This is a genomic window from Kribbella sp. NPDC048915, from assembly GCF_040649595.1.
Lineage (GTDB): Bacteria > Actinomycetota > Actinomycetes > Propionibacteriales > Kribbellaceae > Kribbella.
Genome location: NZ_JBEZFT010000037.1, coordinates 47300 through 66194 on the forward strand (window position 1 = coordinate 47300; position 18895 = coordinate 66194).

General features: G+C 68.1%; 18 protein-coding genes. 6 read left to right on the forward strand and 12 right to left on the reverse strand.

Features of this window, described 5'->3' with window-relative positions:
• The first annotated feature begins 132 nt into the window (after positions 1 to 132).
• Complete coding sequence (locus AB0B82_RS20000; protein WP_360170227.1) at positions 133 to 426, forward strand: hypothetical protein; 294 nt, start codon at positions 133 to 135, stop codon at positions 424 to 426.
• 56 nt (positions 427 to 482) lie between these two features.
• Here AB0B82_RS20000 and AB0B82_RS20005 read toward each other — a convergent pair whose 3' ends face one another.
• On the reverse strand, positions 483 to 809 hold the full coding sequence (locus AB0B82_RS20005) for a hypothetical protein (protein WP_360170230.1): 327 nt from the start codon (positions 807 to 809) through the stop codon (positions 483 to 485).
• A gap of 437 nt (positions 810 to 1246) precedes the next feature.
• On the opposite strand from AB0B82_RS20005, the gene AB0B82_RS20010 reads away from it, so the two are divergent.
• Positions 1247 to 1468 carry a hypothetical protein gene (locus AB0B82_RS20010; protein ID WP_360170233.1) on the forward strand — a complete coding sequence of 74 codons (222 nt, stop codon included), beginning with the start codon at positions 1247 to 1249 and terminating at the stop codon, positions 1466 to 1468.
• 106 nt (positions 1469 to 1574) lie between these two features.
• Here the strand turns inward: AB0B82_RS20010 and AB0B82_RS20015 are convergent, their stop codons facing one another.
• The 5 genes from AB0B82_RS20015 to AB0B82_RS20035 all read right to left on the reverse strand — a co-directional run bounded on the left by AB0B82_RS20015 (position 1575) and on the right by AB0B82_RS20035 (position 6817).
• Positions 1575 to 2396 (reverse strand): hypothetical protein, encoded by an 822-nt coding sequence (locus AB0B82_RS20015; RefSeq protein WP_360170236.1) that lies wholly within the window; start codon positions 2394 to 2396, stop codon positions 1575 to 1577.
• Positions 2397 to 2503: 107 nt separating this feature from the next.
• The gene (locus AB0B82_RS20020) at positions 2504 to 4510 is read right to left on the reverse strand and encodes a hypothetical protein (protein WP_360170239.1); all 2007 of its coding nucleotides are present in this window, start codon (positions 4508 to 4510) and stop codon (positions 2504 to 2506) included.
• Positions 4507 to 5352: a hypothetical protein gene (locus AB0B82_RS20025; protein ID WP_360170242.1), complete on the reverse strand. Its 846-nt coding sequence runs from the start codon at positions 5350 to 5352 to the stop codon at positions 4507 to 4509. The genes AB0B82_RS20020 and AB0B82_RS20025 overlap by 4 nt, the downstream gene beginning before the upstream one ends.
• 95 nt (positions 5353 to 5447) lie before the next feature.
• Entirely contained in the window at positions 5448 to 6101 is a 654-nt protein-coding gene (locus AB0B82_RS20030) for a Crp/Fnr family transcriptional regulator (protein ID WP_360170245.1), read from the reverse strand.
• Between the two features lie 86 nt (positions 6102 to 6187).
• Positions 6188 to 6817, reverse strand: a complete 630-nt coding sequence (locus AB0B82_RS20035; RefSeq protein WP_360170248.1) for a hypothetical protein — start codon at positions 6815 to 6817, stop codon at positions 6188 to 6190.
• Positions 6818 to 7012: 195 nt separating this feature from the next.
• Between AB0B82_RS20035 and AB0B82_RS20040 the strand changes: the two genes are divergently transcribed.
• Positions 7013 to 7837, forward strand: coding sequence for an aldo/keto reductase (locus AB0B82_RS20040; RefSeq protein ID WP_360170251.1), 825 nt, complete (start codon positions 7013 to 7015; stop codon positions 7835 to 7837).
• An 8-nt stretch (positions 7838 to 7845) separates the two neighbouring features.
• Here AB0B82_RS20040 and AB0B82_RS20045 read toward each other — a convergent pair whose 3' ends face one another.
• From AB0B82_RS20045 to nrdR, 4 genes are all read right to left on the reverse strand, one after another.
• Positions 7846 to 8919, reverse strand: a complete 1074-nt coding sequence (locus AB0B82_RS20045) for a methyltransferase domain-containing protein (protein WP_360170254.1) — start codon at positions 8917 to 8919, stop codon at positions 7846 to 7848.
• A gap of 62 nt (positions 8920 to 8981) precedes the next feature.
• A complete protein-coding gene (locus tag AB0B82_RS20050) occupies positions 8982 to 10613 on the reverse strand; it encodes a response regulator transcription factor (protein ID WP_360170257.1) in 1632 nt (543 codons plus the stop codon).
• A 99-nt stretch (positions 10614 to 10712) separates the two neighbouring features.
• Entirely contained in the window at positions 10713 to 13604 is a 2892-nt protein-coding gene (locus tag AB0B82_RS20055) for a vitamin B12-dependent ribonucleotide reductase (RefSeq protein WP_360170260.1), read from the reverse strand.
• A 193-nt stretch (positions 13605 to 13797) separates the two neighbouring features.
• Complete coding sequence (gene nrdR / locus AB0B82_RS20060) at positions 13798 to 14286, reverse strand: transcriptional regulator NrdR (RefSeq protein WP_360170263.1); 489 nt, start codon at positions 14284 to 14286, stop codon at positions 13798 to 13800.
• 418 nt (positions 14287 to 14704) lie between these two features.
• Between nrdR and AB0B82_RS20065 the strand changes: the two genes are divergently transcribed.
• On the forward strand, positions 14705 to 15649 hold the full coding sequence (locus tag AB0B82_RS20065; protein WP_360170266.1) for a nucleoside hydrolase: 945 nt from the start codon (positions 14705 to 14707) through the stop codon (positions 15647 to 15649).
• Here AB0B82_RS20065 and AB0B82_RS20070 read toward each other — a convergent pair.
• Positions 15642 to 16229 (reverse strand): TetR/AcrR family transcriptional regulator, encoded by a 588-nt coding sequence (locus tag AB0B82_RS20070; RefSeq protein WP_360170269.1) that lies wholly within the window; start codon positions 16227 to 16229, stop codon positions 15642 to 15644. The two genes, AB0B82_RS20065 and AB0B82_RS20070, sit on opposite strands and share 8 nt — an antisense overlap.
• 76 nt (positions 16230 to 16305) lie before the next feature.
• On the opposite strand from AB0B82_RS20070, the gene AB0B82_RS20075 reads away from it, so the two are divergent.
• Together AB0B82_RS20075 and ubiG are read left to right on the forward strand one after the other, a co-directional pair.
• Positions 16306 to 16872, forward strand: a complete 567-nt coding sequence (locus AB0B82_RS20075; RefSeq protein ID WP_360170272.1) for a GNAT family N-acetyltransferase — start codon at positions 16306 to 16308, stop codon at positions 16870 to 16872.
• 54 nt (positions 16873 to 16926) lie between these two features.
• A complete protein-coding gene (gene ubiG, locus AB0B82_RS20080) occupies positions 16927 to 17703 on the forward strand; it encodes a bifunctional 2-polyprenyl-6-hydroxyphenol methylase/3-demethylubiquinol 3-O-methyltransferase UbiG (protein ID WP_360170275.1) in 777 nt (258 codons plus the stop codon).
• Positions 17704 to 17833: 130 nt separating this feature from the next.
• Here the strand turns inward: ubiG and AB0B82_RS20085 are convergent, their stop codons facing one another.
• A complete protein-coding gene (locus AB0B82_RS20085) occupies positions 17834 to 18577 on the reverse strand; it encodes a LysM peptidoglycan-binding domain-containing protein (RefSeq protein ID WP_360170278.1) in 744 nt (247 codons plus the stop codon).
• Between the last annotated feature and the right edge of the window lie 318 nt (positions 18578 to 18895).

Sequence of the window (18895 nt, forward strand, 5' to 3'; positions counted from 1 at the left end):
TGCTCCTCGCAGGTCGGTCACTCCCTGCAATGAGAATATGGCGATTCGGTCACGCCGGAGGGCAGAATTTGTGCGCTGTGGATACCGGTTGAGTTCCTGGTGAGGACCGGCGGCCGGGCGTTGACTTGGCGCATGGACGAGATCAGCGGGACAACCGCGACGCTGCTGCGCACGACGCGCGAGCGCCACCTGCGCATCACCCGGGGCGCCGGCCCACGCCGCTTCGAACTGGTTCGGCACCGCGACGTGTCAGGCGTCAGCGGCACGGGCGTGGTCGCCGAAGGAATCGAGTGGAGCGACGGTACGGTCGCGCTCCGCTGGGGCGGGCACTACCCGACCACGACGGTCTGGCAGGACGGCATCAGCGCCCTGCTGGCCGTGCACGGCCACAACGGCGCCACCGTGATCCGCTGGCTCGATGAGTAGCTCACACCGACTGCCGGTGAGGCGGGCCCGCCCTGCCAACGGTCCGCCTTACCGGCTCACTCAGTGCAAAACCTCTCCCGGTACGCCGGATCGCTCGCCGTATGCGCCTGCGCTGCGGTGTCGGTACCGGCCGCCGCGTGACCGGCCTGCTCGAAGGCGGTGCCGTTCGGAGGGACGTCGGCCGGGGGCGAGGCATGGGAGGTGACGGGGAGTTGATCGGGTGTGGAGGCGAGTTCGACGTGAGGTGATTGCTCGCGGGTGGAGGGCTTGATGGCGGGATCGCGTACTGGCAGGTCGTTGGCGGCGGCAGAGAGATCGGTGAGCGTGTCCAGGAGTTCGACAGCAGCCTCTACCTCGCCCGGGTGGTTGGACAGCCACCACACGGCCGCAGAGCCGGGGGGTAGCGAAGACGTCGTCCTTCAGGTACGCACGTTTGTCCTGTTCCATCCGGCGCTCGAGCAGCGTGGTCTGCTCCTGCCGATGCAGTGCGGCGAGTCGCTGCAGATGCTTCTGGTCAGCCTCCGGCAGCCGCAGTCGTACGTCGGTGGCCCAGCAGCGGACCAGACCCTTCTCGTCCAGCGCCGGTTCACCGAGGAGCGCGGCCAGCCGATGCTGGTTGAACGCTTCCTCGGTGACCTGCTGCCGAGCGGTCAGCGAGCGCGCACGGTCCAGCAAAGCGTCAACAGCCACCGCCCCGAGGTCCGCATGACGCGACCCCGACAGCACCGTCGACCACTGCACCACCGCCGAGAAACTGAACTGGAACTCCGGCGATGCCGACGGCAACCGCACATCGGCAACAGTCCTGGACGGCGGCCCGGTGAACACCGGCTCCGGCGGCGGCAGTACGACGGAACTCCCCGCCTGCACCGGCTGCGCGACCACCGTCCGCCGCTCGTCGGGCTGCTTCCACACCACGGCCAACAACACCAGCAGCACCACGATCAACACCACAGCCGCCCAGGCCGGCAACCCAACCACCAACGAAACGACGTACAGCACCAGAACGATCGCGGCGGCAGTCAGGAGCGAGTTCCGATGAAGTCTCATGGGGCAGTCCTTCACCGCGTCGGGCGGAATCCACAAGAAGTGTCACACGCCTGGCCTCCCGCGGCCGCTGACCGCGTGTCGTCAGGATCCCTAGGGAATCAGGGTTCGCCGGCCAACCCGGACGAGGCCGTGTCCCGCTCTGGGGCGGCTCTCAGGTCGACAATCTGTCGCAAGGCCGGCAGGTTGAACTCCTCCCGCAGAGCCCTCGCGAGATCGGGAAGATCGGCTTGGTCCAAGGCCTCCGCCAAGCCATGGGCTGTGGGACGACGGGTTGAGGCATCAAGTTTCCTCACCGCGTCGATCAGCAGTTGCGCCTCAGCTGAGTCGTCGGCCTCGTTCCTGCCGTTCGCGAACTGGGAGAGCTTGGTCAGGACCCCGGCGAGCCCGACCGCCTGTTCGACCGATTCCTGGTTGCGCGCCAACCACCAGACCATGGCCGAAGCCGGAGTCCGCAACGCGTCCTCACGCAGATACGTGCGGATCTTCGTCTCGTTGAGAGTGTCGACCTCCCACAACAAGCCACGTCGTTGGGCCTCGTCCATCTTGGCAAGGTGCTGCTGGACGGCCTCCGGAAGTTCGAGGCGCACCTCAGTGGCCCAGACCTCCAACTCCCCTGACGCCTCTGGCTGTGGCCGGCCGACGCGAGCGGCGAGCTCATGCTGAGCCAGCGAGTACTGCGCCGGCCGCCACTTGCTCGTCACCTCACGTGCCTGCAGGAGGACGAGGGCGCGCGCAAGGTCCGGGTGGTACGACCTTGGCTTGCCCGTCCGCCAGTGCACTGTGGCAGACAACTCCAGGAAGACCGTCTCGTCCGCGGTCGGCAGCCCACTCGTGACGAGCGGTGTCGCTTCTGCGGTGTCCCCGATCGCTGGCTTGACGGCCACCGCCTTTTGATAGACAACGAATCCGAGGACCGCCACGGCAGTCAGGATGACCAGGCCGCCCCATCCCAGCTGCACAGTGAGCCACACAGCGCCGGCCGATGCTACAAGGCCAGCGGCTGCGTACCCGAGTCTACGATTCGCACTCATTCTTCGGCCTCCGTAGCAGTCGGTAGATTGCTCAGTCGTCCACCTCGTACGAGCTCGTTGACGGCCCGCGCCGTTCGCTGACTCAGCGGATCCTCACGCCCCTCGAACCACTCGAACATGGCGTTCAGCAAGTCATCGAGGAACTCACGGCGACCTGCGCAGCACAGTGCGAGCAGGTGCACAAGGTGTCCCGCGTCCACGATCTGCCCATTGCCGAGCAGGTCCGAATGCGCCACGAGCCAAGGTCGGAGGAGTTCGCGACGCCGCGCCCGCGGCGTCGCGTCCAAGGCCTGTTGCCACCCGGCCACGATCCGCGCGGCCGCTTCAGTTCCGGCGAACAGAGGCAGCCCTTCGGGTGCAGCAACCGCCGCGAACATCGTGGGCGTGAACCGCCACGGCTCGAGAACCTGGTCGATGACAGTCAGGCGAGTTTCGGGTGGTTCCGAGAGTCGCTTCAACCCGTGACAGGCGTCCGCCTGTACGCCGGGATCCGAATGTTTGGTGAGCCAGCACAGGCGAACGACTGCCTGATCCAGGAATCCGTTGCTCAAGACGTTGACGCAGGCCGCGACGACGATTGCCACCCGGCCGGGTGACAGGTGCGTGTCGCGAGCCCAGGTGTACAGAATCTGGCGCGCGGGCGAAGCCGTTCGATCATCGTCGAGAAGGTCTTCGAACAACGCGTAGGCGGCCGATCGTTGCGCCCACTGGCGAGCGCTCGACCACTTGTCGACCACGCGAAGCGCGAGGTCGGCTTGACGGGTACGACGACATTGCTCCCCGAATCGTTGGACGATCGCGATCAGGTCGTAGCGATCGACCAGATCAGCATCTGCGAGCGCATCGAGCCAGTCGGCCAGCGGCTCACGCAGCCATGGCATGTCGTCCCAGAAGTACCCGAGGATCTCCGCAGCGACAGCCGGCTCGGCGAACTCGACCCGCTGATCGGAGGTGATCGAAAGCTCGATTCCGAACCTTTCCAGCGACTCCTTGACCCCAGAGAGCTTCAGCGGGTGTTCACGGTCGTCCTCCGACGGTTGCAGCAGCTCCAGCAGCCGCTGCTGGGCGACGAAAATGGTTCGGGTCGACTGACCATGAAGGAGCGCCGTTGCGATCAGCAAGGCACGGGACCGCTGTTCGTCTGCGGACTGCACGGCACCGGAAGCCTTGCGCTCCAACCGCTCCCCTGAGCTGAGAACCTCCGCGAGCAGCGCATCCGCGTCCGTGTCCGGTTGATCCTCGTGCGCATCTCGTACCTGATAGGCCAGTCGAACCAGCTCCGTCATCGTCGCCGCCGCGAACGTCTTGCGATAGCGATACGCATTCCTGACATGTACGCCGTGCGCCGCGAGCTGACGCTCGAAGACCTCGAGCATGTCCGGACGTCCGATCTCGACGACGTACTGCTGGAAGTCCGGTCTCAGCTGCTCGCGGTAGTGATGCGGCAGTACGACCACGAGCTTGGCCTGACGGCTGAGCAGCGCGGGCAGGAGTTCGTGCAGGCACGACTGCTGCTCAGCGAACAAGTTGGCATCGACCTCCGACAGATCGAACAGCAACCTGTCGTCGGCGCGGACATCTCCGGCGCCGAAGATCCGTCGCTCGACCTGAGCGGCCTGCAGCTCGGGCTCTGGTGGCACGAAGCGGACGGCGGTCGCGGGCGTGATGCCGGCCGACAGCAGCATCAACCCGGCGGTTCGACGACCGCTGTTCGCCGCACCACTCAAGATGACCACGCCCTCCGGTTCCGCGAGCAGCTTCGCAGCCCGATCGAAGTTCGGCGGCGTGACGAAGCAGCGCCACAGCCTCTGGAGTTGGGAAGGCGCGAGGTCGTTGGCCCGGGCCTCGCGCCGCGGGTAGTGGAACAGCAACTGGTTACCGCTACCGGTGTGGATCGGACCGGTAGGCTGATTGACCTCGGTGGCGGCGCGGTCGGCGGGCGTGGCCTCGGGTGGGACGTCTGTCGACCTGGTCGCTGGTGCCGGCACGGCTGCTGCCGTCATCGTTGGTATCCGTGTGGATCGGTCGCGTGCTGCGGCGCGTTGTACTGCGCCCCGCTACCGGTGTGGATGGGTCCGCTGGCACCGTTGATCTGCACACCGAAGCCGCTCGATGAGCCTGCGGGGTTTGGAGGCCCAGCGGTGTCCGCAGTCGGCGGCGGGCTCCACCGCGACCCAGCCAGGAACCCGTTGCTCAGCAGGCCGGCCGAAGGCTTCGGCACTCGCAGGTACGCCTGCCCTTGGTAGGTCTTCACCTTCGCGCCGACTTCGACGTACAACGACTCCGCCTCGTCGGCGCGTCGGGACAGGACGGCGTCCTCGTACACCCGCCGCGAAACGATTGCTGCGACGTGCGTGACTTCGGGATCCGAACCGTTCAGCAGGTGCCGTACGGGGTCGCTGTCGAGCAGGCGGTGCAAGGTCACCCGCTCGGTACCGCTGCCGTCACCCAGGACGTTGCCGCCGGAATCGACGATCGGACCGACATTGATGCTGACCCGGAACCGAACCGGCCCGTTCCACCCGTACGGCCGGTTCCGGTTGCGTACCTCGAGCTCTTCCTGCAGCGCGGTCAGGTACGGATTCAGCAGGTGCGGAAGCAACGCCGAGGGCAGCACGATCGCGTAACCGTCACCCGTGGTCCCGTGCGAGGTCTTCCGCGACCACACCCCGGCGAGCCCCGCCCGGTCGAACGCCGCCTGCATGATCTCAGGGATCAACCTGGTGAGATCGGTCTGATAGCGGCCGGCATTGCCGCTGTAGTCCTTCATGTCGACGACCAACAAAGCGCGGTACGGCGGAAGCTCGGACACGCCTGTGTAGCGCGAATCCATGGGAGTACTCATCGTTGCCTCCTCGGTCTCAGGACGGTCCCTCAAGGGTCGGCCGAACGACCTCGCCGGTTTGTCCGAAATCGGACAGCCAGGCCGTGATACGCACCTCAGACCCGGAACGCCTCCGCCAGCCGGCCGAGATCGGCGACCACCAGCTGCGGGCCAGGTGCGAGGGCACCCGACGCGCGCAGATTGGTCAGCTGATCGGCGACAGTGCTCCGCGCAAGGCCCAGAGAACCCGCCAGCTCCTCTTGAGTGAACGGCACCCGCATCGGGTGCGGTGCTGTCGCCGGAGCCACGACGACCGTGTCGTGCAGCAGTCGGGCGATCCGGCGCCGAGCTGAGCGGTGCGCGAGGTCGACCTGCCGCGACACGGCCTGGTCGAACTTGCCGACGACGTACTGATGGAACACCGGTGCGAGTCCGTGTTTGACCAGAAAGCGATCCAGCTGCACAGCCGACAGGTAATGCGCTGTACAGCGATCCAGCGCCTCGACAGTCGCGGTACGACGTCCCGCCTTGCCCGCCAGCTCACCCAGCAGATGGCCCGCTCCGCGGATCGTCAGCAGAAGCTGCGCTCCGTCCTCCGCTGTGGCGAGGAGCTTGACCCGACCGTGGTCGAGTGCCAGGACGAAGCCTCCGGTATCGCCCTGCCGAAGGATCGTCTGGCCCGGGTGGTAGCTCCGCAGCGTCCCTTCGGCGAGCAGTAGCGTCCATGCCGCCGGCCCGATCAAGTCCTGGAACGTCTGCAGTGAACCCAACCCGATCACACCCCGTGACTGACCCGCCGCGACCACAGACGAGTTTCGCACGAGCGCTGTAGTCGAGGGGTTGCGGTGCGTGTCGGTCAGCCGGTGAGGGAGCGGAGGGCTCGGCGGGAGGGGGTGAGGAGGACGGGTTTGTAGGGGCAGGGCTTGTCGGTGAGGGTTTCGTAGGCGCGGATGGCGCGGTCGGCGGCGTCCCAGCCCTGTTCGGCGGGGGTGCGGCCGCGGCCCCGGTTGCGGACCAGGGCGCCGTAGAAGGCGGAGCAGAAGACGGTGGCTTCGTACCAGCCGATGACGGCGCTGGTGCCGATGTAGGTGATGTCGTCCTGGATACAGTCGCGGATGGCGCGCTGCCATTTGCCGATGCCGGTCTTGCAGCCGTCGGCGATCACGACACCGCTGGCGATGCCCCACTGCCGGTCGAGGAACCAGTCGGCCAGCGAGCGCAGCGACACCTGGGTCTCGCCGTCACTGGACAGGAACGACGGTTCCTCGCTGTGGTCACCGTGTGCCATCACGTGCAGCACGTTCGAGGGGGTGGTGAGGGCCGAGAAGGCGGTCTCGTGGTCACGGGTGCGAACGAAGTTGACGTCGAGGTACGGACGGTCCCAGCCGGCGTTGATGTTGCCGGTGATGCCCTGCACGAACGTCATCGACGCGTCGAACGAGCTGTCCAGTCCCAGATCCACCAGAGTGATCAGCCGATTCCGCATTCGCCCACCCCTCCCACGTCCCTCGGTCCCGCCGGGCCATCGGCCCGGGACCATGATGAACCCGCGGGCCATGATGAACCCGGGGACCATCATGAACCCGGGCACCATGATGAACCACAGCACCGACAATCCGCGCCCCGCCGGGTCAACGGATGAGACCGCCGGACCACAGCCACCGACCGAAGGAGACACCAGATGACCGAGGCACCGACCGTCACGCTGAGTCACGGATCCGCGATGCCGCGGATCGGGCTAGGGACGTCGCCGCTCAACGACGCGGACGCCGAGCGGGCGGTGGCCACAGCGCTCGAGCTCGGGTACCGGCTGATCGACACCGCGGAGAACTACCGCAACGAGGTCGGCGTCGGGCGCGCGCTGAAGAACGTCCCACGGAACGAGGTGTTCGTGACGTCGAAGTTCAACAAGCGCTGGCACAGCGTCGACGGCGCGCGGCAGGCGTTCGAGGCGAGCGCGGAGAGGCTCGGCGTCGAGTACCTGGACCTGCTGCTGATCCACTGGCCGAACCCCGACCAGGACCGGTACGTCGACGCGTGGCAAGGACTCATCACGCTCCGTGAGGCCGGACTGGTCCGCGCGATCGGTACGTCGAACTTCAAACCGGCGCACCTGCAACGCCTGATCGACGAGACCGGCGTCGCGCCCGAGGTGAACCAGATCCAGCTGAGCCCGGTGTGGGCGAGGACGGTCGAGCGGGACTTCCACGCCCGCCACAACATCGTGACCGAAGCGTGGAGTCCGCTCGGCAAGGGCACCGACCTCCTCACCCACCCCACCGTGCAGAAGATCGCCCAGGCCTACGACCGCTCCCCCGGCCAGATCGTCCTCCGTTGGCAGACCCAACAGAACATCGTCCCGATCCCGAAGTCGGTCAACCGCGAACGTCTCGCCCAGAATCTGGCCGCCTTCGACTTCGACCTCACCGACGAGGAGATCACCGCACTGACAGCACTCGACGGCACCAGCCGGCCACCGGCCGACTCCGACCACACCGGCCACTAGTGCCAGCGCTACTCCTTCACAGCGATGTAGTACGCGTTGAAGGCGTCGGCTTCTACATGCTTCCGGGTGACCGCTGCGAAGCCGGCGTCGCGCAGCATCTCCGTGGCCTTCTGGTGACCCCAGACCGTTCCCAATCCCTCGCCGCCGAGCGACCGCGACACAGTGACACAGTGCATGGCCGAAATGCCGTACAAGAAGGTGGCGAACGGGTGATCGAGGTTCTCCTCGACCCGGCTCGACGCCTCGATGTCGACCATCAGGAACACCCCACCCGGCCGGAGGGCAGCCGCGATCGCGGCCAGCACGTCGGCCGGACGCGCCTGGTCGTGGATCGCGTCGAAGGCGCTGATCAGATCGAACCGTTCGTACTCCGCCAGCTCGGCGACATCGCGGACGACGAACTCGGCGTTCGCCAAGCCCAGGGTGGCGGCCTCCGCCCGCGCCGCGGCGATCGCTTCGGTCGAGAAGTCGTACCCGATACACCGGCTGCGTGGGTACGCGGCCGCGACCAGATTGAGCGCATGACCGCTGCCGCACCCGATGTCGGCGACGTCGATGCCCGCCGCCAGCCGATCCGGAAGCCCCGGCACCAAAGGCAAGATCGTGTCCAGCAGGGCCGCGTCGAACACCGAGCCGCTGCTCTCCGCCATCAGCCGATGGAACTCGGTGAACTCCGAGTACGGCACACCACCGCCGTTCCGGAAGCACTCGACCACGAGCGGCTCGACACCAGCCAGCAGCGCGACGAACTGGATCGGGTTCGCGAGGTTGTCCGGTCCTGCGGACCGGGTGAGGCACGCAGCGTGTTCCCGCGGCAGCCAGTACGTCCGCGCGCCTGCGTCGTACTCGACGACCCGGGCGACAGTCATCGCGTCCAGCCACTCACGGACGTAGCGCTGGTTCAGGCTGCTCGCCGCTGCCACCTCCGAAGTGGTTGCCGGTGGCAACTCGGCGAGGGTGTCGAAGAGGCCGGTCTGGTGCCCGATGCTGATCAGCAGCGCGAGCGTCCCGTCGTTCAGGACGCCGCTCATCCGGGCGCCGAAGGCCTCGATGCGTGAGGTGTCCAGTAGCACGTCGGTCATTGTTCCTACCTCCCAGCGGCAGCATCGCTCCGGGAGCAGCGGCCGAACATCGGTGAACTCGCCTATTGGCGCAGTTGGGTGAGGCGGGCGGCTGCCTCGGTCCGATTGCGTACGCCGAGTTTGGACAGGATGCTCGCGACGTGGTGCTCGACCGTACGGCGGCTGATGTACAGGCGGGACGCGATCTCCGGGTTGGTCAGCCCCTCCGCCAGCTCGGTCAGTACGTCGTGCTCGCGCCGGGTGAGCAATCCGGCACCGCGAGGACCGGTGCGTGACGTGGTCACACCCGCGGCCCGAAGCCAGGCGGCAGCCGCCTCGGCGTCCATCGCGGCGCCGAGATCCTCGAAGACCGCCAACGCCGCCTGAGCCTCGGCAACCGCGGACGCCGGATCGTCGACGGTCATCGCCTCGGCCAGCATCATCCGCGTCCGTGCGACCTCGAAGGGCATCTCGAGTAGCCCGAACCACGTCTGCGCCGCCGACAACCGCCGTACCGCGTCGCGATGCCGTCCGTCCGCCGCCAGCGTCAGCCCGCACAACCGCGCCGCGCGAGCCGAGATCAAGCCGCTGTCCGTCGTCGCCCCGAGTGCACTCAACCGCGCAGCCTCCGCCGCGGCGCCCGCGATGTCACCTCGCTGGAGGCGCGCCTGCCCCAGCATTTCCCGGAGCCGCGCCTCCTCCAACGGCGAGCTCTCGTCGAGATACCGGTCGATCAGCGACAGCGCCACCGACACTTCACCGCCGGCCAGCTGAATCGCGGCCAGAACAGGTACGGCAACAGGCCGATCCTCAAAGCCCGTGAGCAGCCGACGTGCCTCGGTCAAGCGCCCCTGCGCCAGCCGGAGGTCCGCAAGGAACGCCGCCGCCTCGGCCTGCACCGCCGGTAGCGCGTCGCGCGCCAGGTCGGCCGCGGCGCGCAGCTCGGTCTCGGCGCGTGACCAGTCACCGATCCCCGCGAGTACGGCGCCGTACGACGCGCGGCACGTGGCGTGCAGGTACGGGCACCCGTACCGCTCGACGAACGCGTCGACGGACCGCATCCATTGCACGACGCGGATGAAGTCGGCACCGCGCACGCAGGACCTCATCAGCAGGCAACTGGTGAAGACCACGGTGTCCGGCCGGGTCCCCTCCCCGCCGAGCGCGCCGGCCATCGCCTCGTCGAGCAACTCGGTGCCCTCGAGGACATGGCCGTTGTTGATGAGCGCCCAGCCCCACAGACTCAGGGCACACAGCTCCAGGTCGAAATCGGACGCCTCGACCGCGACACCGTACGCCGCCTCGCACTCGGCGACGACCCGCGACGGGTCGTCCGAGCAGGCCACGCGGGCGAGTGACGACCAGGCCGCCAGCACCGGGTCGCCGACCTGTTTCGCGAGCCGGGCCGCTCGTGCGGCCCAGCCTCGGGCCGCGGCGCGGTCGCCGAAGTTGGCGTCGTACAGGAAGCTCAGCCCGATCGCGGTGAAGACGGCCTGTGCCGGGTCGGTCCGGCGGAACTGCGCGTAGGCCTGTTCCCAGCAGGAGAAGGCCTCCCGGACCTCGCCGAGCCACCAGTGGGCGTCACCGAGCCCGGCCAGACCTCGGGCCGTTGCCGAGATACCGACCGCCTCGCCGAACGCGGCCCGGGCCGCAACCCAGTCTCCGGCGCCGAGCGCCTTCTCCCCGGCTGCGAGGAGACCGTCGATCCCCTCCACGCCTTCGACGGTAAACGCGCTGCGGCCCCCGGGGGAAGTGGGAAGTTCCCGGGGGCCGTGGCGCTTTCAGAGCGAGGTGGCGGGTCGGCCCGCCACGGCTCAGCTGCAGCCGGAGGTGCTGCCGCAGCCCTCGCAGACGTAGCAGGAGCCGCTCGGACGCATCTTGGTACCGCAGGTGAAGCAGAGCGGGGCGTCCACGGAGGTGCCGGTGATCAGCTCCAGCATCTCGGCGGTGGTGTGTGCCTCACCCTTGATCGGCTTCGCGGCGGCCGCGTCGGCCGGCTTCGGCGCAACCTCGGTCACCTCGGCGGCCGGCTCGACCGACTTCAGCGACTCGGCCTCGGACACCTCGGTCGGCACCGGCTCGTACGAACCCGTGTCGAGCTGCCGCGCCCGCTCCTCCGCCGAGTAGATGCCCAGGGCGGCCCGGTCCTCGAACGGCAGGTAGTCCAGGGCCAGGCGGCGGAAGATGTAGTCCATGATCGACTGCGCCATCCGGACGTCCGGGTCGTCGGTCAGACCGGCCGGCTCGAACTTCAGGTTGGTGAACTTCTGGACGTAGGTCTCCAGCGGCACGCCGTGCTGCAGCGCGATCGAGATCGCGATCGAGAACGCGTCCATCACGCCGGCGAGCGTCGAGCCCTGCTTGCCCATCTTGAGGAAGACCTCGCCGAGCCCGTCGTCCGGGTAGGAACCGGCGGTCATGTAGCCCTCGGCGCCGCCGACGGTGAACGACGTGGTCCGCGACGGCCGCGACTTCGGCAGACGCTTGCGGGTCGGCCGGTACTCGATCACCTTCTCGACGATCTTCTCGGCGACCGCGGTGTTGGCCGCCTCGGCCTTCTTCGCCTTCGCGTCCGCCAGCGGCTGGCCGACCTTGCAGTTGTCGCGGTACACCGCGAGCGCCTTCAGGCCGAGCTTCCAGCCCTGGAAGTAGACGTCGGCGATCTCCTCGACCGTCGCGGTCTCCGGCAGGTTCACGGTCTTCGAGATCGCGCCGGACAGGAACGGCTGGGCCGCCGCCATCATCCGCACGTGGCCCATCGGCTTGATCGCCCGCTCACCCATCGCGGTGTCGAAGATCTCGTAGTGCTCCGGCTTCAGCCCCGGCGCGTCCACGACGTGGCCGTGCTCGGAGATGTACTCGACGATCGCCTCGATCGTCTCCTCGGTGTAGCCGTACTTGCGCAGCGCCCGCGGCACCGTGGTGTTGACGATCTGCATGGAACCGCCGCCGACCAGCTTCTTGAACTTGACCAGCGAGAAGTCCGGCTCGATACCGGTGGTGTCGCAGTCCATCATGAAGCCGATGGTGCCGGTCGGCGCCAGCACCGAGGCCTGCGCGTTCCGCCAGCCGTTCTTGGTGCCGATCTTGAGCACGTCGGCCCACGCCTTGGTGGCGTGCTTCTGGACGTCCTTGTCGATCTCGTGCATGGTGCGGATCGCGTCGTTCGCCGCGGCGTGCTTGCGCATCACCCGGGTGTGCGCGTCCTTGTTCCGCTCGAAACCGTCGTACGGGCCGACGATGCCGGCCAGCTCGGCCGAGCGCTTGTACGACGTACCCGTCATCAGCGAGGTGATAGCGCCCGCCAGCGCGCGACCACCGTCGGAGTCGTACGCGTGCCCAGTCGCCATCAGCAGCGCACCGAGGTTCGCGTAGCCGATGCCCAGCTGCCGGTACGCGCGGGTGGTCTCACCGATCGCCTCGGTCGGGAAGTCGGCGAAGCAGATCGAGATGTCCATCGCGGTGATGATCAGCTCGACGGCCTTGACGAACTTCTCCGAGTCGAACAGGTCGTCGTCGCGGAGGAACTTCATCAGGTTCAGCGACGCGAGGTTGCAGGAGGAGTTGTCCAGGTGCATGTACTCCGAGCACGGGTTGGACGCGGTGATCCGGCCCGTCTCCGGCGTGGTGTGCCAGTCGTTGATCGTGTCGTCGTACTGCAGCCCCGGGTCGGCGCAGGCCCACGCGGCCTTGGCGATCTTGTCGAACAGCTCGCGGGCGTCGACGGTCTCGATCACCGAGTTGTCGAGCCGCGCGCGCAGGCCGAACTCACCCTTCTCCTCGACCGCGCGCATGAACTCGTCCGAGACCCGGACCGAGTTGTTCGCGTTCTGGTACTGGACGGAGGTGATGTCGCGACCGCCGAGGTCCATGTCGAAGCCCGCGTCCCGCAGGACCCGGATCTTCTCCTCCTCGCGCATCTTGGTCTCGACGAACTCCTCGATGTCGGGGTGGTCGACGTCCAGCACGACCATCTTCGCCGCGCGCCGGGTGGCGCCGCCGGACTTGATGGTGCCGGCCGACGCGTCCGCGCCGCGCATGAAGCTCACCGGGCCGGACGCCGTACCGCCGGAGGACTGCAGCAGCTCCTTCGACGAGCGGATCCGGGACAGGTTCAGGCCGGCGCCCGAGCCGCCCTTGAAGATCAGCCCCTCTTCCTTGTACCAGTTCAGGATCGACTCCATCGAGTCGTCCACGGCGAGGATGAAGCAGGCCGACACCTGCTGCGGCGAGGACGTGCCGACGTTGAACCAGACCGGCGAGTTGAAGCTGAAGTACTGGTGCAGGAGCAGCCAGGTGAGCTCCTGCTCGAAGATCTCGGCGTCGTTCGGCGTGCTGAAGTAGCCGTGCTCCTCGCCCGCCTTGCGGTAGGTCTTCACGACCCGGTCGAGCAGCTGCTTGAGGCTCCACTCCCGGTTGTCGTGGCTGACCGCGCCACGGAAGTACTTGGTGGTGACGATGGTCGAGGCGTTCACGCTCCAGAAGTCGGGGAACTCGACCCCGCGCTGCTCGAAGACCGTCTCACCCGTCTTCCAGTTCTGCTGCACGACGTCGCGACGCTCCCACGTCACCTCGTCGTACGGGTGGACGCCTTCGGTGCTGAAGACGCGCTCGATGGTGAGTCCCGTGGGCGCGTTCTTCCGCCCGCGGAACCCGGCCGCCGACCGCTTGGTCGACCCCGAGTGGCCGGTCACCGTCTCTGTCATGGTTGCTCCTCGCCCTGTGTCTACTGCCGCGGTCTGTCGGGACCGCCCCGTTCGGAGTACTGCGTAACGCCTGATGTCGCCTGATTGTCGCCTGATGTCGCCTGATGTCGCCTGATGTCGCCTGGTATCGCTCCCGGCGCCTCCTGCCCGGCGGCGCCGGTGCTGCTGGAACTACCGTTCCCCCGGTTTGCGTCTATTGGGTCGGCTTCAGCGCGTCCGGCTCGGTGCCCTGCGGCTCCTTCTCGGCCCGCAGCAGCGCGATCTCGGTCTCGAAGTCGTCGGCGGACTCGAACTGCCGGTACACGCTCGCGAATCGCAGGTACGCCACCTCGTCGAGCTCCCGCAGCGGCCCGAGGATCGCGAGTCCGACCTCGTGCGCGGGAACCTCCGGGGAGCCGCTGCCCTTCAGCGCGTCCTCGACCTTCTGCCCGAGACGTGCCAGCTGGTCGGCGTTCACCGGCCGGCCCTTGCACGCCTTCCCGACCCCGTTGATGACCTTCTCCCGGCTGAACGGCTCGGTCGCGCCGGAGCGCTTCACGACCGTGAGCTGCATCTGCTCGACGGTGGTGAACCGCTTCTCGCAGACCGGGCACTGGCGCCGGCGGCGGATCGCTCCGCCGTCCTCGGCCACCCGGCTGTCGACCACTCGGGAATCCGCGTGCCGGCAATACGGACAGTGCACGGCGAACACTCCTCCCGTGACCGCCCGGGAAGGGCGGCTTGTGGATCGACCTGGGGACAACTTGTGTAGAACTTGTGTGCAACCAACCACTACCTGTGGAAAATTACACCCGTGTAACCACTACATCTAGGGATCCTAGATCGCTGCTACGACAGTTTGCAAGCACGCTCCGATTGCCCGCGCGTGTCACAGGTTTCAACACTCCCGCGGCCCCGTGTACTCCCGCGTGGCGCCACCACCACGGCCCGTTCGAGGCGCAAACTACGGCCCGCACGGACTGCTCCACAGTGGCTCGTTCTGGCTCCGCGGAGTACTCCGCCGGCCGATATCCGGTTGTCCACAGACCACCCGGAGCGCTGGTTCGCCGGGCCGCCGAGCCGCCGGTGCGGCGCTGCCGGTCATGCCGGAGGATGTCCGCATGAAGCCGGTGATTCTCGACGTCGACACGGGCGTGGACGACGCCTGCGCGCTGCTACTCGCCGCCCGCCATCCGGACCTCGATCTCAAGGCGGTGACGTGCGTCGGCGGGAACGTCGGCATCGACGACGTGGTGCGCAACACGCTCACGGTCCTCGAGGCCGCCGGCCGGCCCGACGTACCGGTCGCCCGCGGGGCCGCCGTACCCCTGATCCAGCCGGTGCATGCCGCGCGGCACGTACACGGCGAGGACGGGCTGGGTGACCTGGACTGGCCGCGCTCGACACGCAGCCCGGACCCCCGGCATGCGGTTGAGTTGCTGCGCGACGTACTGCGAGACGCGGCGGCTACCGGTGAACTCGTCACGCTGGTTCCACTCGCGCCGATGACGAACATCGCGCTGCTGCTGCGCACCTACCCGGACGCGGCGCGCGGGCTGCGCGAGATCGTGTTCATGGGCGGCGCGGCCGGGATCGGCAACGCGACGGCCGCTGCCGAGTTCAACATCTGGAGCGATCCGGGGGCGGCCGCGATCGTGCTCGCCGCGGTGCGTGAACTGGAGATCCCGACGACCATGTACGGGCTGGACGTGTTCCACGACGTCGTGGTCACGCTCGATCAGGCGCGCGCCCTGAGCGGGTCACAGTCGGCCGAACTGGCGGGGCAGCTGATCATCAAGCGCAGCGAGCGGTACCAGTCGGACGGCGCCGGCATCGGCGACGGCGGCGCGGTGTGCGCCGTGATCGACCCGGCCGGCCTGACCACGCAGGAGTACCCGGTGCGGGTCGAGCTGTCCGGCGAATGGTCCCGCGGGCGGACCATCGTGGACACGCGGCCGGCGATCGACGTTGCCCACGACCCCCGGGCGCCGGCGGCGACGGTTCGGGTCGCGACGGCGGTCGACGGGAAGCGGTACGCCGAGTTGTGGCTGGCAACTGTCAGCTGACCAGCTCGTCGAGTCGCTGCCGGACGCCGGCCAGGAACAGGTCGAGGCCGTCCTCGAAGTAGTCCTGCGCGCGGAAGTCCGCGACGACGGCGGCCAGGCCCCATCGAGCAGTGACCTCGAAGAGGTGGCGCGCCGCCGGCTCCGGTACGCCGATCCTGACCAGCGCCTCGAGCTGAGCGCGGATCAGTTCGGCGCGCGAGCCTTCGCCGTGGTCGCGGTACGGCGTCGCCTTGGCCTGGATGAGTGCGGCGAGGCCGGGGTGGTCGGCATAGAACGCGCGGAGTTCGAGCGAGCCGGATCTGGTCAGCTCGATCCATTCGTCGACGCTGGTGAGCTGCTCGTACGCCGCGGTGTCAGCGGTGAACTGGTCGAACGCGTTCCGGGCCACCAGATCCAGGAGTTCGTCCTTGTTGTGCACGTGGTGGTACAGCGACGGCGCCCGGACGTGCAGCCGGTCGGCGACCGCGCCCATCGTGAGGCCGTCGACGCCGTTCGAGCGGATGACGGCCAGCGCGGCGTCGGCGATCGCGGTGACGGTGAGGCCGGCGGCCGCGTGGGACGAGGGGTCGCGTGCGGTCACGAAACCTCCTTGTTCGGCGTGCTCCGTCGCAGGTACTGTCTAACGCTGTTAGACAGCCTAGTCGAGGACGGCAGCCGTGACCGCATTCCGACCCGCCTACCCGTTGCTGACCGAGCGGCTGGAGCTGCGGCCGCACCGGATGAGCGACCTGGACGATCTCCTCGCGTTCCACTCCCTGCCGGACGTCGTGCGATACACGCCCTGGCCGGTCCGTGACCGGGAGCAGACCCGCGAGGCCTTGGAGCGGAAGCTTCCGCAGGGCGAACTGAGCGGCGACGGCGAGTGGCTCGTGCTGGCGATCGAGCTACGCGAGACCGGGACCGTGATCGGCGAGATCCTGCTCAAATGGGCCAGCGAGGCGAACCGGCAGGGTGAGATCGGGTACGCGCTGCACCCGGCCTACCAGGGCAAAGGTCTCGCCGCGGAGGCGGCGCGGGAGATCCTGCGGGTCGGCTTCGAGGAGCTCGGACTGCATCGGATCGTGGCGATTCTGGACGACCGGAACACGGCGTCCGCGCGACTGGCCGAACGACTCGGGATGCGCCGGGAGGCGCACCACCTGGACGCGTTCTTCAAGGACGACTGGGCGAATGCGTACGTCTACGCGCTGCTCGAGGACGAATGGCGGGCCGTGACGTCTTGATCGAGCACGGCCGCTCCGAGACAGTGCCCTCAGGAGCTGCCGAAGGGGCCGACGATGGGGATCGACAACCAGATCTACAACCGGATCGGCGACAGCTGGTGGGACGAGGACAACCCGCTGAACCTGTTGCACGGGAGTTTCACCGCGGGGCGATTCGCGTACTTTCGCGACGTACTGCAGCGCACCGGGAGGGATCCGGTCGGCCGAACGGCAGTGGACATCGGCAGCGGCGGAGGGTTCCTGGCCGAGGAGTTCGCGCGACTCGGCTGCCGGGTGATCGGCCTGGATCCGTCGGAGGTGTCGGTGCGGACCGCGCTCGGGCACGCGCGATCATCCGGACTGGACGCGCGGTACGTCGTCGCAACCGGTGAACGACTGCCGCTCGCGGACGAGGTCGCCGACGTGGCGTACTGCTGCGACGTACTCGAGCACGTGTCCGATCTGGATCGGGTGATCGCGGAGACCGCGCGGGTGCTGAAACCTGGCGGCATCTACCTGTTCGACACGATCAACCGGACGCTGGCATCGAAGCTACTGGTCATCAAGGTGATGCAGGAGTGGAACCTGACGCGCATCATCGACACCGAACTGCACTCGTGGGCGATGTTCATCAAGCCGGCCGAGCTCGAGGAGGTGCTGCACCGCCACGGCCTTCACCTCGGCGACATCGCCGGCCTCGGGCTGCGGGCCAACAAACTCGGGGTCCTGCGCAACTTCGCCCGCGCGCGCCGCGGCACGATCACCATGGGCCAACTGAGCCGAGCCGTCAACGCCGGTCGCGTCAAGCCCACCAACATTTCCTACCTGGGCTTCGCCACCAAGCCCTCATAACCGCCACCCTTACACATTGCCCATCGACCACCGAAGCCCGCCCAACCGGGTTGACCGTCGCGACTCCTCGGCCCCGGTAGGCCCAGACACCGGCCGGCTCAGACACCGGCCGGCTCAGACACCGGCCGGCTCAGTTGGCGATGGGGATTTGGAGGGTTTGACCGGGGACGACGTCGGCGGGGGTGTCGAGTTTGTTGAGGTCGGCAATCTTCTCGACCACGATCGCTGGATCGTGGCCGGGGTTGGTGGACTGCGCGATCGACCAGAGCGTCTCCCCCGGCGCGACCTGGACGGGGACGGTGTGCGTGAAGTTCGGACCGGGCTCGAGGACGCCGGCGACCCGGAGGCCGAGGACGAGGATCGCCGCGCCGAAGACGAAGACCGACAGCGTGGTCACGAGCAGGCGACCGCGGCGGGTGAGCCGGAGCGGGGCGCTCTCGACGCGCGCCTCGCGCCCCAGGGACTCGCCGGCGCAGGCCCGGACCGACAGCGGCTCGGTGACCGCTCCCTCGATACGCACCCGCCGACGCGGGGCGACGTGCGTCTCCTGGGGCGCCGGCGACACAACACGAAGTCGCCGCGGCATTGTCGCCGGGACACGGCCCGCCAGGCGAACCTCGTCGCGCTCGCGGACGTGAGCCGGGACGCCGGTGGGCTCACCGGCCCGGTCGCGGTCGTTGGCGGGGACGCGGACGTCGGGCGAGACGCGGGCAGCGGCCGGGACGCGGGCAGCGGGCGAGACCCGGGCGTCGGCCGGGACGCGGGCAGCGGCGTGGTGACATGGGTCGAGGTGGTCGGAGGGCGGCGCGGGGACGGCGCGCAGGGAGCGGGAGCGGTGCTTCGCCGGCAGACTCGCGGCGGCTGCTGTGCTCATCGGATCCTCCAAGACCTCGGTCGGTGCGCGTTCTGCGGTTGCTGGTTCTTGTCTATCGGCTGCCTCCGACAGTTTCCGGAGCCGCGGCCGGTTCGACCGACCCGAACACCTGTTCGATCGAACGCCTGTACGAATGATTAACCGACAGCAGCGCGTCGCGCAACCACCCCAACCGGGACACGCCCGAGGAAATTTCCTGCCGGGGAAGCACCCCGCGTGCGCCTTATAACCCGACACCCGAACAAAGGTGCGAACCGACACGCCTTCGAACAGATGTTTGAAGAATCTCAGGATTCGGTCTACGGTCGTGTCTGTCGA

Bases quoted from the DNA above. Each gene is read 5' to 3' on its own strand.
- AB0B82_RS20000 (WP_360170227.1), top strand. From the start codon at position 133: ATGGACGAGATCAGCGGGACAACCGCGACGCTGCTGCGCACGACGCGC.
- AB0B82_RS20020 (WP_360170239.1), bottom strand. From the start codon at position 4,510: ATGACGGCAGCAGCCGTGCCGGCACCAGCGACCAGGTCGACAGACGTC.
- AB0B82_RS20025 (WP_360170242.1), bottom strand. From the start codon at position 5,352: ATGAGTACTCCCATGGATTCGCGCTACACAGGCGTGTCCGAGCTTCCG.
- AB0B82_RS20035 (WP_360170248.1), bottom strand. From the start codon at position 6,817: ATGCGGAATCGGCTGATCACTCTGGTGGATCTGGGACTGGACAGCTCG.
- AB0B82_RS20040 (WP_360170251.1), top strand. From the start codon at position 7,013: ATGACCGAGGCACCGACCGTCACGCTGAGTCACGGATCCGCGATGCCG.
- AB0B82_RS20045 (WP_360170254.1), bottom strand. From the start codon at position 8,919: ATGACCGACGTGCTACTGGACACCTCACGCATCGAGGCCTTCGGCGCC.
- AB0B82_RS20055 (WP_360170260.1), bottom strand. From the start codon at position 13,604: ATGACAGAGACGGTGACCGGCCACTCGGGGTCGACCAAGCGGTCGGCG.
- AB0B82_RS20065 (WP_360170266.1), top strand. From the start codon at position 14,705: ATGAAGCCGGTGATTCTCGACGTCGACACGGGCGTGGACGACGCCTGC.
- ubiG (WP_360170275.1), top strand. From the start codon at position 16,927: ATGGGGATCGACAACCAGATCTACAACCGGATCGGCGACAGCTGGTGG.
- AB0B82_RS20085 (WP_360170278.1), bottom strand. From the start codon at position 18,577: ATGAGCACAGCAGCCGCCGCGAGTCTGCCGGCGAAGCACCGCTCCCGC.